Source organism: Stenotrophomonas sp. CCNWLW162 (assembly GCF_037203745.1).
Taxonomy (GTDB): Bacteria; Pseudomonadota; Gammaproteobacteria; order Xanthomonadales; family Xanthomonadaceae; genus Stenotrophomonas; species Stenotrophomonas maltophilia_AQ.
The window spans coordinates 292606-306911 of the sequence record NZ_JBBCBL010000003.1; the positions used below are offsets into that span (position 1 = coordinate 292606).

Annotated in this window: 9 protein-coding genes; 5 read left to right on the plus strand and 4 right to left on the minus strand. The window is 65.7% G+C overall.

Features of this window, described 5'->3' with window-relative positions; translation table 11 throughout:
• Positions 1 to 21: 21 nt before the first annotated feature.
• Positions 22 to 1572 (minus strand): BCCT family transporter, encoded by a 1551-nt coding sequence (locus V9K93_RS10190; RefSeq protein WP_337302508.1) that lies wholly within the window; start codon positions 1570 to 1572, stop codon positions 22 to 24.
• A gap of 170 nt (positions 1573 to 1742) precedes the next feature.
• On the opposite strand from V9K93_RS10190, the gene betI reads away from it, so the two are divergent.
• The 5 genes from betI to rpfF all read left to right on the plus strand — a co-directional run bounded on the left by betI (position 1743) and on the right by rpfF (position 8566).
• Positions 1743 to 2333, plus strand: a complete 591-nt coding sequence (gene betI / locus V9K93_RS10195) for a transcriptional regulator BetI (protein WP_136639724.1) — start codon at positions 1743 to 1745, stop codon at positions 2331 to 2333.
• Between the two features lie 38 nt (positions 2334 to 2371).
• The gene (betB, locus tag V9K93_RS10200) at positions 2372 to 3844 is read left to right on the plus strand and encodes a betaine-aldehyde dehydrogenase (protein ID WP_337302509.1); all 1473 of its coding nucleotides are present in this window, start codon (positions 2372 to 2374) and stop codon (positions 3842 to 3844) included.
• 101 nt (positions 3845 to 3945) lie between these two features.
• On the plus strand, positions 3946 to 5628 hold the full coding sequence (betA, locus tag V9K93_RS10205; protein ID WP_337302510.1) for a choline dehydrogenase: 1683 nt from the start codon (positions 3946 to 3948) through the stop codon (positions 5626 to 5628).
• 190 nt (positions 5629 to 5818) lie between these two features.
• Positions 5819 to 7495 (plus strand): fatty acyl-CoA ligase RpfB, encoded by a 1677-nt coding sequence (gene rpfB, locus V9K93_RS10210; protein ID WP_253079622.1) that lies wholly within the window; start codon positions 5819 to 5821, stop codon positions 7493 to 7495.
• A 201-nt stretch (positions 7496 to 7696) separates the two neighbouring features.
• Positions 7697 to 8566 (plus strand): diffusible signal factor synthase RpfF, encoded by an 870-nt coding sequence (gene rpfF, locus V9K93_RS10215; RefSeq protein ID WP_106467930.1) that lies wholly within the window; start codon positions 7697 to 7699, stop codon positions 8564 to 8566.
• Positions 8567 to 8578: 12 nt separating this feature from the next.
• Here the strand turns inward: rpfF and V9K93_RS10220 are convergent, their stop codons facing one another.
• The 3 genes from V9K93_RS10220 to lysS all read right to left on the minus strand — a co-directional run bounded on the left by V9K93_RS10220 (position 8579) and on the right by lysS (position 14160).
• A complete protein-coding gene (locus V9K93_RS10220) occupies positions 8579 to 11302 on the minus strand; it encodes a response regulator (protein WP_337302511.1) in 2724 nt (907 codons plus the stop codon).
• Position 11303: 1 nt separating this feature from the next.
• Positions 11304 to 12443 carry a cyclic di-GMP phosphodiesterase response regulator RpfG gene (rpfG, locus tag V9K93_RS10225; RefSeq protein ID WP_006364528.1) on the minus strand — a complete coding sequence of 380 codons (1140 nt, stop codon included), beginning with the start codon at positions 12441 to 12443 and terminating at the stop codon, positions 11304 to 11306.
• A gap of 205 nt (positions 12444 to 12648) precedes the next feature.
• Positions 12649 to 14160, minus strand: a complete 1512-nt coding sequence (lysS, locus tag V9K93_RS10230) for a lysine--tRNA ligase (RefSeq protein ID WP_136639729.1) — start codon at positions 14158 to 14160, stop codon at positions 12649 to 12651.
• Between the last annotated feature and the right edge of the window lie 146 nt (positions 14161 to 14306).

A 14306-nucleotide genomic window follows, 5' to 3' on the forward strand; every position in this document is an offset into this window, starting at 1 on the left:
CCGGGCATGGCCCGGCGCTACCTACCGGCGCGGCGCGTCCGGGTCGGTACGCAGCGCCTTCAGCAGGCCCCACATGTAGAACGCCAGGATGAACGAGAACGGCAGGCCACACAGCACCACCGCCGTCTGCATCGCGCTGAAGTTGCCGGCCAGCAGCAGGCCGACACTGGCCACGGTGATGCCCACCGCCCAGAACACGCGCAGCCAGATCGGCGCGTCGTGGCCGTCCTCCACGCCGTCATCGACACGGCGGGTGCACAGGTTGGCGATCATCAGCGTGCCCGAATCGACCGGGGTCAGGAACAGCACGAAGCCGATCACCACCGCGGCACCGGCCACGTACGGTGCGCCAGGCAGGTACTCAAGCAGCTTGAACAGCGTCATCGCCGCATCGTGCTGGGCTACCTCGCCAATAACCGCCTGGCCGTGATTGAGCACCAGATCGATAGCCGTGTTGCCGAAGATCGACAGCCAGGCCAGGGTGAAACCGAGCGGGATCAACAGTACGCCCATGATCACTTCACGGATGGTGCGGCCACGCGAGATGCGCGCCACGAAAAGGCCCACGAACGGCGCCCAGGCGATCCACCAGGCCCAGTAGAACAGCGTCCACGAGCCCATCCACTCACGGCCCTTGGGGTCGTTGAGGTACATGTCGAAGCTCTTGCGCACGAACGCGCCGAGGTAATCGCCGGTGTTCTGGATCAGGCCGTCGAACAGGTGCAGGGTCGGGCCGGTGACCAGCACGAACAGCAGCAGGCCGCACAGCAGGCGCACGTTGAGGTTGGAGAGCCAGGCAATGCCCTTCTCCACGCCCGCTACCACGCCGATGGTGGCAACGGCCATCATCACCAGCACAATCGCCACCAGCACCTGCGGCGTATCCGGAATGTGGAACAGGTAGACCAGGCCGGACTGCACCACCAGCGCGCCGATGCCAAGATTGGTCACCATCGAGATCAGCGTGGCAAGGATGCCGAAGCCATCGACCATGTCGCCGATGCGGCCATGGATGCGCTCGCCGAAGATCGGGTACAGCGCCGAGCGCAGCGCCAGTGGCAGGTCGCGGCGGTAGGCGAAATAGCCCAGTGCCACGCCGACCAGCGCGTACAGCGCCCAGCCGTGCAGGCCCCAGTGCAGGAAGGTCAGCACCATCGCCTCGCGGCCCGCTGCCACCGTTCCGCCGGGCTGCCCGGGCGGATTGAGGAAATGGTCCAGCGGCTCGTAGGCGCCGTAGTACAGCAGCGCGATGCCGATGCCGGCCGAGAACAACATCGACACCCAGGCCACGTAGCCGAAGGCCGGCGATTCCTCGTTGTGGCCGAGGCGGATGCGGCCATACGGCGAGAACGCCAGCCACAGCACGAAGCCCAGGCACAGCACGATCAGCAGCATGTACCACCAGCCGAACGCCGCCGAGACCTCGGCCTGCGCCCATTGCAGCCAGTGCTCGCTGCCTTCGGGATAGAGAACGGTGAGCAGCCCGAGGATGCCGATCGACACCGAGGAACTGAAGAAGACAAAACGGTTCAAGCGCAGGGGCGAACGCTTGGGATGAGCCAGGGAAGACATGGGGTCGTCTCATCAAGTCCGAGGGAGCACATGGGCGGGGCCGGACCGGTAAACCGGGCCCATGGCGTGGGGCGCGAGCGCATCCTAGGGTTTATTGATTGAACGTTCAATCAATAAAAAGCATAATGGTCGGCAGCCCGATCCTTCGGGTCGCAATCCGTGGAGAGACAATGCCGAAGAAAGGCGTGGAACCGGTTCGGCGCGAGCAGCTGATCCGGGCCACTTTCCAGACCATCGACGAGATCGGCATGGCCGATGCGACCGTCGCCACCATCGCGAAGAAGGCCGGGCTGTCCAGCGGCATCGTCGCCCACTACTTCGGCGACAAGGACGGCCTGCTCAATGCTGCAATGCGGCAGATCCTGCGCGAACTGAAGGAGGCGGTCGCCCGCTACCGCGCCGACGTCGGCGACGACCCGCGCGACCAGCTGCGCGCCATCGTCGACGGCAACTTCGACGACAGCCAGATCAACGGCACCGCGATGCGCGTCTGGCTGACCTTCTGGGCCGCCAGCATGCACCAGCCGGAACTGGCCCGGCTGCAGCGCGCCAACGACCAGCGCCTGTTCTCCAACCTGTGCCACCAGTTCAACCGCCTGCTGCCCCACCCGCAGGCCCGCCTGGCCGCCCGTGGCCTGGCCGCGATGATCGACGGTCTGTGGCTGCGCGGCAGCCTGGTCGGCGGCCAGTTCAATGCCGAGAAGTCCCGGCGCATCGCTTACGGCTACATCGACTTCCAGTTGCAGGCTGCCGCGCTATAAGCGTTGCAGCACCCGCCCCCTTCCAAGGAGTACGCCCCATGACCACCCTGCCCGTCCAACAGCTCTACATCCACGGCCAGCGCGTCGATGCCACCAGCGGCAAGACCTTCAGGACCGTCAACCCGGCCACCGGTGAAGCGATCGCTGAAGTGCAGGTCGCCAGCCAGGCTGACGTCGAGCGCGCCGTGCAGAGCGCGGCCGAAGGCCAGAAGGTGTGGGCGGCGATGACCGCCATGGAGCGTTCGCGCATCCTGCGCCGCGCCGTCGAGATCCTGCGCGAGCGCAACGACGAGCTGGCCCATCTGGAAACCCTTGACACCGGCAAGGCGCTGGCCGAAACCACCACCGTGGACATCGTCACCGGTGCCGACGTGCTGGAGTACTACGCCGGCCTGGCCACCGCCATCGAAGGCATCCAGCTGCCGCTGCGCGAATCGAGCTTCTTCTATACCCGCCGCGAGCCTCTGGGCGTGGTCGCCGGCATCGGCGCCTGGAACTACCCGATCCAGATCGCCATGTGGAAGTCGGCCCCGGCCCTGGCCGCCGGCAATGCAATGGTGTTCAAGCCGTCCGAAGTGACCCCGCTGACCGCGATCAAGCTGGCCGAGATCTACTCCGAAGCCGGCGTGCCGGACGGCGTGTTCAACGTCGTGCAGGGCCCGGGGCGCGAGATCGGCAACTGGCTGACCGAGCACCCGGTGATCGAGAAGATCTCCTTCACCGGCGGCGTGGCCACCGGCAAGAAGGTCATGGCCAGCGCCGCGTCCTCGTCGCTGAAGGAAGTGACGATGGAACTGGGCGGCAAGTCGCCGCTGGTGATCTGTGACGACGCCGATCTGGACCGGGCCGCCGACATCGCGGTGATGGCCAACTTCTTCAGCTCCGGCCAGGTCTGCACCAACGGCACCCGCGTGTTCGTGCCGCGCAGCATGCTGGCCGCGTTCGAAGCCGCGGTGGTCGAGCGCGTCAAGCGCATCCGCATCGGCGACCCGATGGCCGCCGAGACCAACTTCGGCCCGCTGACCAGCTTCCCGCACATGGAAAACGTGCTGCGCTTCATCGAAAGCGGCAAGAGCGAAGGCGCGCGCCTGCTGACCGGCGGCGGTCGTGCCACAGACGGTGCCCTGGCCGAGGGCGCCTATGTGCTGCCGACCGTGTTCTCCGACTGCCGCGACGACATGACGATTGTCCGCGAAGAGATCTTCGGGCCGGTGATGAGCATCCTCGCCTACGACGATGAGGACGAAGTGATCCGTCGCGCCAACGACACCACCTTCGGCCTGGCCGCAGGTGTGGTCAGCAAGGACATCAGCCGCGCACATCGCATCATCCATCGCCTGGAAGCCGGCATCTGCTGGATCAACACCTGGGGCGAGTCGCCGGCGGAAATGCCGGTCGGCGGCTACAAGCAGTCCGGCGTTGGCCGCGAGAACGGTATCTCCACCCTCGGCCACTACACCCGCATCAAGTCGGTGCAGGTCGAGCTGGGTGACTACGCCAGCGTGTTCTGACCGGCGCGCCCTGAGCACCGCCCATCGTCCGGCCACCGCGCCGATCCGACATTCCGCCGGGACGCCTGCATGCAGCGCGCCCGGCCTGCAGGAGAGCAACCATGAGCACCCATAACGAGTACGACTACATCATCATCGGCGCCGGTTCGGCCGGCAACGTGCTGGCCACCCGCCTCACCGAAGATGCCGATGTCAGCGTGCTTCTGCTGGAAGCCGGTGGCCCGGACTACCGGCTCGATTTCCGCACCCAGATGCCCGCCGCACTGGCCTTCCCGCTGCAGGGCAAGCGCTACAACTGGGCGTACAAGACCGATCCCGAGCCCTTCATGAACAACCGCCGGATGGATTGCGGGCGTGGCAAGGGCCTGGGCGGTTCGTCGCTGATCAACGGCATGTGCTACATCCGCGGCAACGCGATGGACTACGACAACTGGGCCGGCATGCCGGGCCTGGAAGACTGGACCTACCTGGACTGCCTGCCGTACTTCCGCAAGGCCGAAACCCGTGATATCGGCCCGAACGACTACCACGGCGGCGACGGCCCGCTGCGCGTCACCACGCCCAAGGCCGGCAACAACGAACTGTTCGCGGCGATGGTCGAGGCCGGCGTGCAGGCCGGTTACCCGCGCACCGACGACCTCAACGGCTACCAGCAGGAAGGCTTCGGCCCGATGGACCGCACCGTCACGCCGAAGGGACGCCGCTCCAGCACCGCCCGTGGCTACCTGGATCTGGCCAAGCCGCGCCCGAACCTGACCATCGTCACCCACGCGCTGACCGACCGCATCCTGTTCTCGGGCAAGCGCGCAGTGGGCGTGCAGTGGCTGCACAACGACCAGCCGCAGCGCGCCACCGCGCGCCGCGAAGTGCTGCTCTGCGGCGGTGCCATCGCCTCGCCGCAGATCCTGCAGCGCTCCGGCGTCGGCCCGGCCGACCTGCTGCGCGGCCTGGACATCGACCTGGTGCACCACCTGCCCGGCGTCGGCGCCAACCTGCAGGACCATCTTGAGATGTACCTGCAGTACGAGTGCAAGAAGCCGGTCTCGCTGGCCCCGGCACTGAAGCTGTACAACCAGCCGGCGATCGGCGCCGAATGGCTGTTCCTGGGCACCGGCATCGGCGCCAGCAACCAGTTCGAAGCTGGCGGCTTCATCCGCAGCGATGCCGAGTTCGACTGGCCCAACCTGCAGTATCACTTCCTGCCGGTGGCGATCAACTACAACGGCTCCAACCCGATCAAGGCGCACAGCTTCCAGATGCATGTCGGCTCGATGCGCTCGCCCAGCCGTGGCCGCATCCACGTGCGCTCGAAGGACCCGCGCGAAGATCCCAGCATCCTGTTCAACTACATGTCGCACGATCAGGACTGGCGCGAGTTCCGCTCGGCGATCCGGATCACCCGCGAGATATTCGCGCAGCCGGCGCTGGCACCGTACAGCGGCCGCGAGATTTCGCCGGGCAGCGCGCTGCAGACCGACGCGCAGATCGATGCGTTCGTGCGCGAGCATGCCGAGACCGCCTACCACCCGTCGTGCTCGAACAAGATGGGCCACGCCGATGATCCGATGGCGGTGGTTGACGGGCAGGGCCGCGTGCACGGCCTGGAAGCCCTGCGCATCGTCGATGCCTCGATCATGCCGCAGGTGGTCACCGGCAACCTCAACGCACCGACCATCATGATCGCCGAGAAGCTGGCCGATGTGATCCGTGGCCGCGCCCCGCTGCCGCGCAGCACGGCTGCGTACTACAAGGCCAACGGCGCGCCGGTGCGCAGCAAGGGCTGACGCGAATCGCCCGCAAACGGCGGACACCGATCTCCGGTAGATGCCCACCCTGGTGGGCGCTCATGCAGCCCCGGGGGCGCGTTCTTCGCGCCCCCTTCGCGTTTTCCCTACGGAACGGTATGCTGCGGTGAGCGGTTCTGGCGGATACTGTCCGCGCCGCACCCATCATCACGATTCCTGGAGGGGGAATATGAGTCTGGATCGTCCCTGGCTGCAGAGCTATCCGAAAGGCGTTCCCGCCGAAATCGACGTCAACGAATTCCATTCGGTAGCCTCGGTCTTCGACGCCTCCGTCGCGAAATTCCGCGACCGCCCCGCCTACTCCAGCTTCGGCAAGGTCATTACCTACGGCGAGACCGATACGCTGGTCAACCAGTTCGCGGCCTACCTGCTGGGTGAGCTCAAGCTCAAGAAGGGTGACCGCGTCGCCCTGATGATGCCCAACTGCCTGCAGTACCCGGTGGCCACCTTCGGCGTGCTGCGCGCCGGCCTGACCGTGGTCAACGTCAATCCGCTGTACACCGCGCGTGAACTCAGGCACCAGCTGGTGGACGCCGGCGTCAGCGCGCTGGTGGTGGTCGACAACTTCGGCGACACCGTCGAGCAGGTCATCGCCGACACACCGGTCAAGCACGTGATCACCACCGGCCTTGGCGACCTGCTCGGCGCCAAGGGCGCGATCGTCAACTTCGTGCTGAAGTACGTCAAGAAGATGGTGCCCAACTACCACATCAAGGGCGCGATCCGCTTCAGGCAGGCGCTCAAGCTGGGCAGCCGGCACACGCTTCCGGCGGTCGAGATCGACCACGACGACATCGCCTTCCTGCAGTACACCGGCGGCACCACCGGCGTTGCCAAGGGCGCGATGCTGACCAACCGCAACCTGATCGCCAACATGCAGCAGGCATCGGCGTGGCTGTCCACCTCGGGCATCGAGCCGGGCAAGGAAGTGATCATCACCGCCCTGCCGCTGTACCACATCTTTGCGTTGACCGCGAACGGCCTGGTCTTCATGAAGTTCGGTGGCTGCAACCACCTGATCACCAACCCGCGCGACATGAAGGGCTTCGTCAAGGAGCTCAAGGGCACCCGCTTCACCGCCATCACCGGCGTCAACACGCTGTTCAACGGCCTGCTCAACACCCCGGGCTTCGACGAGATCGACTTCTCCTCGGTCAAGTTCACGCTGGGTGGCGGCATGGCGGTGCAGCGCGCCGTGGCCGAACGCTGGAAGAAGACCACCGGGGTGACCCTGGTCGAGGCCTATGGCCTGACCGAAACCTCGCCGGCGGCCTGCATCAACCCGCTCACCCTGCCCGAATACAATGGCTCTATCGGCCTGCCGATCCCGTCCACCGATGCCTGCATCAAGGACGACAACGGCAACATCCTGCCGCTGGGTGAAGTGGGCGAACTGTGCATCAAGGGCCCGCAGGTGATGAAGGGTTACTGGCAGCGCCCGGAAGAAACCGCCACCGCCATCGATGCCGACGGCTGGCTGCACACCGGCGACATGGCCAGGATGGACGAACAGGGCTTCTTCTACATCGTCGACCGCAAGAAGGACATGATCCTGGTGTCCGGCTTCAACGTGTACCCGAACGAGGTCGAGGACGTCATCGCAATGATGCCGGGCGTGCTGGAAGTGGCCGCAGTCGGTGTCCCGGATGAAAAATCCGGCGAGGTGGTGAAGGTGGTGATCGTGAAGAAGGACCCGAACCTGACTGCGGAAATGGTCAAGGAACATGCGCGGGCAAACCTGACCGGTTACAAGCACCCCAGAATCGTAGAATTCCGAAAAGAGCTGCCGAAGACCAACGTCGGCAAGATTCTCCGTCGCGAGCTGCGTGATACGCCCGCCCCGTAAGGGTTTCCGGGCAAGCGAGCAGAACAGGGACCCCGCCGGCAACGGCGGGGTCTTTTTATTACCGGAACATGGCCGGCACAGCGCTTGCGGGCGGTTCACGACGGGTGCATAGAATCAGTCGCCGCCGCACGTTCAGCTCGCCTCCCCTCACTCCTCTCCGTCCGCTCTGCGGTTGGCCGGACGGTCACACGGAGAACTCCCATGTCCGCAGTACGCCCCATCATCACCCGCCCCTCGCTGCACCCTACCCTGCGCATTACCGAAGAGCCCGAGCGGGATGTCTACTGGATCCACATGCATGCCAACCTGGTCAACCAGCCGGGCCGGCCCTGCTTCGCCTCGCGCCTGGTCGATGACATCGTCGACTACCAGCGCGAACTGGGCGACCGCCTCAGCGCCTCGCACGTCCTGTCACCCCATGTCGTTCTGGCCTCAGACAGTGACGTGTTCAACCTGGGTGGCGACCTCGAGCTGTTCTGCCGGCTGATCCGCGAAGGCGACCGCGCCCGCTTGCTCGACTATGCCCAGCGCTGCGTACGCGGCGTGCACGCCTTCCATGCCGGGCTCGGTGCACGTGCGCACAGCATCGCCCTGGTCCAGGGCAATGCACTGGGCGGCGGCTTCGAAGCCGCGCTGAGCTGCCACACCATCGTCGCCGAGGAAGGCGTGCTGATGGGCCTGCCGGAGGTGCTGTTCGACCTGTTCCCCGGCATGGGCGCCTACTCCTTCCTGTGCCAGCGCATCAGCCCGCGCCTGGCCGAGAAGATCATGCTGGAGGGCAACCTCTACACCGCCAGCCAGCTCAAGGAAATGGGGCTGGTCGACATCGTGGTGCCGGTCGGCGAAGGCGTTGCCGCCGTTGAACAGGTGATCAAGGACAGCAAGCGGATTCCACATGCCTGGGCCGCGATGCGCGAGGTGAACGAAATCGCCAGCATGGTGCCACTGCACGAAATGATGCGGATCACCGAGATCTGGGTGGATACCGCCATGCAGCTCGGCGAGAAGTCCCTGCGTACCATGGACCGGCTGGTGCGGGCACAGGCCCGGCGCAATGGCGACCCGGCCTGACAGCGCGGCGGTTCAGGACGGGCTGCGCTCGCTGTCGTCACGGCGCGCGATGTCCGCGCTGCGGGCGGCCAGTGCATTCCTGCCGAGGCGTAGGGCGGTGGCAAGACTACCGAGGCGGGTCACCCACTCGCCCTTCAACTGCCAGTCCGCCATGCGCATGATCTCGCCACTGGAGGCGGCAACCTGGACCAGCCCCAGGTTGCTCGCCACCCCGCGCAGGGCGTGGGCGTGCTCGCGGAAGTCCTCCCAGGCCTGGCCTTCACCGCAGGCCTGCAGCTGGCCCATGCTCGCATCGACATCCACCAGGCACTGGTCGATGAATTTGCGCTCGAAGCCGTCGCCCATGCCCAGCGACGCCAGTTCATCCAGCACTGCCGTATCAAGTACGCCATCGCCCACCGGCAGCGCGGGAACCGACTGGATGCCGGATTCCGGGCGGGTGTTGGCAGCAACATCGGCCAATACTTCCAGCAACCGGGTTGCCACTACCGGCTTGGCCAGGAAGGCGCGTGCGCCGGCCTGTTCACAGCGCAGGATCGAATCGGGGGTGACATCGGCACTGAGGACCATCACCGGCACATAGGGCATGCCGCTGGCCTGCATCACCCGCAGCTGCTTGAGCAGGTCCAGTCCACTCATGCCGGGCATGTGCAGATCGACGATTGCTGCGTCGTAACTGGCCTGCTCCAGTGCATCGAGTACTTCGGCGCCGCCATTGACGCAGGTGACCTTGTGGCCGGCCTTCTCCAGCAACCGCTGCAGCACCATGCGGTTGGCTTCATGGTCGTCGGCCACCAGCACCCGCAGGCTGCGCACCCGTGCACGATGACGCAGGAAGGGATTGGAAAATGCGATGACATTGCCGGCTTCAGCCACCTCGGACGGAACCGCCGGGGCTGATGAGGTCTCTGCCACGTCCAGCGTGATCTCCACCCAGAACACGCTGCCACGCGGGCTGTTCGGCGCATAACCGACCTGCCCGCCCATCGATTCGACCAGGCCCTTGGCAATGGCGGTGCCCAGTCCGGTTCCCTCATGGCGACGGGCCAGGCCGACATCGCCCTGCTCGAAGGCATTGAACAGCCGGCCGCGCAGCGCCACCGGCACGCCGATGCCGCTGTCGACAATCTCGAAACGCAGGCGCGCCCGCTCGCTGCCCGCTGCGTCCAGGCTGGAAACACGCAGATGCACGTAGCCGCTGTCGGTGAACTTGACCGCATTGCCCATCAGATTGAGCAGGATCTGCTGCAGATGACCGGCATCGCCAAGCAGGCGCGGCGGCACGTTGTCGTCCACATGCACGCGGTAGTCCAGCGACTTGGAGCGGGTCTGCGGGGTCAGGATCAGGTTGATCGCCTGCAGCACATCGGCCAGCGCGAACTCGTGCCACTCCACCCGCACCTTGCCCGCCTCGATCGCGGAGATGTCCAGCACCTCCTCCACCAGCGCCAGCAGGCTGCGGGTGGAGGCCTGGATGGTGTTCAGGCACTCGCGCTGCTCATCGTCCAGGCGGGTGGTGGCCAGCACTTCGGTCATGCCGGCCAGCCCGTTCAACGGCGTGCGGAACTCATGGCTCATGTTGGCCAGGAAGCGGCTCTTGGCTTCGTTGGCCTGGCGCGCCTCGGCCACTGCACGGGTGAGCGCATGCAGCAGCGAATCGAAGTACAGCGGGATCGCGCCCAGGCCCAGCAGCAGGCCCCAGCCCAGATAGTCGTGCCCACGCCAGTAGGGCGACAGCATCACCGTACACAGGAACGCCAGGCAGCCCATGGCGGTGGCCACGCGCAGATAGGTGCTGCCGTAGCGCATGCCGTTGCCGATGGTCACCCACAGCATCACCGCATACAGCGGCGCGGCCGGCTCGCCCTGGATGGTCATGATCCAGGCCATGCAGGTGTAGTCGGTCAGCATGCCGATCACCCGGCGCACATGCGACACACCCGGATTGACCAGGATCGCGGTCAGCAGGCCGGCGGAGATGGTCAGCTCGAAGGCGAGGATCAACCAGGTCGCGGTCAACGCCTCACCGCCGCCGCTCAGCGAGCGCCAGCCGAGGTAGCTGATGAACAGCGCCGTGATGATGATGCGGATCAGGTTCTGCGCGTGCTCGCTGTCCTCGCGCCCGGACAGGCGCTGCTTGAAGCGGGCCAGCAACGAACGGTTGGGAGAGGCAGGGGCGGGGGTCGTATCCATGGTCGGATGTCGCATCCTTCTGCGCAGCAGGGAGGAGCAGCACAACGGTACTGCCAGCAACCCCAACCACAGGGAAATGGCCAGGCCCAGGTTGGCCTGCCAGTAAGGGGTCAACAGCACGGTGGTGCCGAAACTGACCATCGCCAGCACGATGGCAGCGGCCAGGTAACGCGGCCCGAAGCGCAGGCCGTTGCCCACCGTGACCCACATCACCACCGCGTACACCCAGGCCAGCGGTTCGCCCATCTGGATCATGCCGATGGCGATCAAGCCGTAATCGGCCAGCATCCCGGCAACCCGGCGCGGATCGGAGCGCTCAGGCTTCCACAGCAGCCAACCGAACAGCAGCAGCGAAAGCCCCAACCCGGTCAGTACCGTCGCCAGCACGCCCTGGTACTGCTCCAGACGGTGCAGGCGCGCACCGGACAGCAGCACATAGACCAGGATCAGCGAGATCAGCGCCACCCGCACGATCGCCTGGCCATGCTCCGAATCCGGACGCTGCGCCAACCGGCGCTTCACGCGTGCGAACAGGTCCTGCATGTCACCCACCCGGTCGCGTCGATGCCGTCGAGTGCTGGGCGCAGATATCCATCAACTGCTGGTGACCGCGCATCAGCGCATCCACGCAGCGCGGGTCGAACAGTCGGCCACGCTGGGCGTACAGATAGGCCAGTGTGGCTTCCATGGTCCATGCTTCCTTGTACGGACGGGGCGAAATCAGGGCATCAAAAACGTCGGCAACTGCGACGATGCGCGCTTCCAGCGGAATCGCCTCGCCGACCAGGCCATCAGGATAGCCGCTGCCGTCATACCGCTCGTGGTGACGCAGCGCGATCAGCGCACCAACCTGGATGAAGCGGTTCTGGCTGCCGCTGAGCAGCTCATGGCCGATGCGCGGGTGCCGCCGCATGATCGCCAGTTCTTCGTCGTTGAGCTTGCCCTGCTTGAGCAGCACCGCATCGGGAATAGCGATCTTGCCCATGTCATGCAGGGGCGCGGCCATCTCGATCAGGCGCACGTCGTCTTCGGGCAGGCCCAGCTGCTCGGCAATCAGCCCGGCCACACGCGCCATGCGCTCCAGGTAGGCACTGGTGCCGGCATCACGGAACTCGATCGCGCGAGCCAATCGCGACAGGGTCTCGCGCTCACGCTCTTCGACCTCGTGCATGCTGGCCAGCAACCGCTGCTCCAGCGACAAGGCGCGTTGCTTCACGTTCTCGGTCTGCTGGCGCAGCTGCAGCAGGTTGTAGCAGCGCGCACGCAGTTCGCGCGGGCGGATCGGCTTGACCAGGAAGTCGATGACGCCCGCTTCCAGCGCGGCCTGCCGGATCGGCTCGTCGCCGACCACGGTAATCAGGATCACCGGAATGTCGCGGTGCTTGGGCAGGCGGCGGAAACGACGGGCGAATTCCAGCCCGTCCATCTCCGGCATGCGGTAATCGAGCAGCAGCAGGTCGACCGGATGCGCCTCGCACCAGGCCAATGCGGTCAACGGATCACCGAAGTCATACACGCTCAGTTCCGGCGCGATATCTTCGATGACGTGACGCAGCATCGTCCGCGCGGACGTCTGGTCGTCAACAATGACGATGTTCAACGCGTACTCTGCCTGGTTTCTCGACCATGCTGGATCATCAGCAGGCGAGGATACCCTGCCGCTGCGAACGCTCGCACCCTGCATCGGCCTGACTCCCGTGTCATGCGTCCCGGTTCATGATCGTCATCACATTGTGAAGCGGACTCTCCACAGTGCGCACTCCCCCTGGCGCCGATCAAGCCACAACAGACGTCAAGGTAGTGCATTAACGATACGCCGAGTGCGGGAGGCGTCAATCGCGCCGTCTCATTTCGCGACGGCGCGCACAAACAGGAGTCAAAAAGACGACTTACTGCTCCGGACGCATGTACGGGAACAGCAGCACGTCACGGATCGAGCTGCTGCCGGTCAGCAGCATCACCAGGCGATCGACACCGATGCCGAGGCCGCCGGTCGGGGCCATGCCGTACTCCAACGCACGGATGTAGTCGGCGTCGTAGTGCATGGCCTCGTCATCGCCACCTTCCTTCGCCGCCACCTGGGCCTGGAAGCGCTGGGCCTGGTCTTCCGGGTCGTTCAGCTCGGAGAAGCCGTTGGCCAGCTCCTTGCCGTTGACGAACAGCTCGAAGCGGTCGGTGTAGCCCGGATCGTTGTCGTTGGCACGGGCCAGTGGCGAGACCTCCACCGGGTGGTCGGTGATGAAGGTCGGCTGGATCAGGGTGTGCTCGACAGTGGCTTCGAAGATCTCCAGCAGCAGCTTGCCCCAGCCGTAGGACGGCTTGACGCGGATCTTCAAACGCTCGCAATGGCGCAGCAGGGCATCGCGGTCGGTGCAATCGGCGGCCGAGATTTCCGGATTGTGGTGGCGCACCGCCTCGTCCATGCGCCAACGGCGGAACGCCGGGCCCAGGTCGATCTTCGCGCCGTCCCACTCGACCTCGGTGCCACCGTTGACGGTCGTAGCCACGTCACGGATCACGCCTTCGGTCAGGTCCATGATCTCGTTGTACGTGGCATAGGCCTCGTACAGCTCCATCATGGTGAATTCCGGGTTGTGGCGGGTGCTGACGCCTTCGTTGCGGAAGTTGCGATTGATCTCGTAGACGCGCTCCAGGCCGCCCACGGTCAGGCGCTTGAGGTACAGCTCCGGCGCCACGCGCAGGTAAAGGTCCAGGTCCAGCGCGTTGTGGTGGGTGGTGAACGGCTTGGCCGCCGCGCCGCCGGGGATGTAATGCATCATCGGCGTCTCGACTTCCAGGAAGTCGCGGTTGTCCAGCCACGCGCGCATGGCGCGGATGATCTTCGAGCGCTTGATGAACACCGCGCGCGACTCCGGGGTCACGATCAGGTCGACATAGCGCTGGCGGTAGCGCTGCTCGACGTCGGCCAGGCCATGCCACTTGTCCGGAAGCGGGCGCAGCGACTTGGTCAGCAGGCGGATCGATTCGGCCTTGACCGACAGCTCGCCGGTCTTGGTACGGGTCAGGCCGCCTTCGACAGCGATGATGTCGCCCACGTCCCAGCCCTTGAAGGCGGTATAGGCATCGCCCAGCACCGTGCCCTGCAGGAAAAGCTGGATGCGGCCGGACTCGTCCTGGATCTGCGCGAAACTGGCCTTGCCCATGATGCGCTTGGCCATCAGGCGGCCGGCCATCTTCACCTGGCGGCCGTTGCCTTCCAGGGCCTCGGCGGTCCACTGTTCGGCGTCGGCGAATTCTTCCTGCAGGCGGCCGGCGAAGTCCTCGCGACGGAAGTCGTTCGGGTACGCGATGCCCTGCCCACGCAGCGTTTTGAGTTTCTCGCGGCGCTCGGCGATCAACTTGTTTTCGTCAACGGGGGGGGTATCGGTAGCTTCGCTCATGGATCTGCGGGAATCGTGTAGTGAGGGGGGATGTTGCGCCCGGCACAGCCGGTTGCCCAGCATACCAAAACCGCCCAGCCCCGGCCTCCGCACGCACCCAGGCCCGGCCTCGGGCCGCCCCTGCTCCGGTAGCCGCCAACCTTGGT

Excerpts from the sequence above, each read along its gene's own strand:
- V9K93_RS10190 (WP_337302508.1), bottom strand. The coding sequence starts at position 1,572 with ATGTCTTCCCTGGCTCATCCCAAGCGTTCGCCCCTGCGCTTGAACCGT.
- betI (WP_136639724.1), top strand. The coding sequence starts at position 1,743 with ATGCCGAAGAAAGGCGTGGAACCGGTTCGGCGCGAGCAGCTGATCCGG.
- betB (WP_337302509.1), top strand. The coding sequence starts at position 2,372 with ATGACCACCCTGCCCGTCCAACAGCTCTACATCCACGGCCAGCGCGTC.
- betA (WP_337302510.1), top strand. The coding sequence starts at position 3,946 with ATGAGCACCCATAACGAGTACGACTACATCATCATCGGCGCCGGTTCG.
- rpfB (WP_253079622.1), top strand. The coding sequence starts at position 5,819 with ATGAGTCTGGATCGTCCCTGGCTGCAGAGCTATCCGAAAGGCGTTCCC.
- rpfF (WP_106467930.1), top strand. The coding sequence starts at position 7,697 with ATGTCCGCAGTACGCCCCATCATCACCCGCCCCTCGCTGCACCCTACC.
- V9K93_RS10220 (WP_337302511.1), bottom strand. The coding sequence starts at position 11,302 with ATGCAGGACCTGTTCGCACGCGTGAAGCGCCGGTTGGCGCAGCGTCCG.
- rpfG (WP_006364528.1), bottom strand. The coding sequence starts at position 12,443 with ATGCAGGGTGCGAGCGTTCGCAGCGGCAGGGTATCCTCGCCTGCTGAT.
- lysS (WP_136639729.1), bottom strand. The coding sequence starts at position 14,160 with ATGAGCGAAGCTACCGATACCCCCCCCGTTGACGAAAACAAGTTGATC.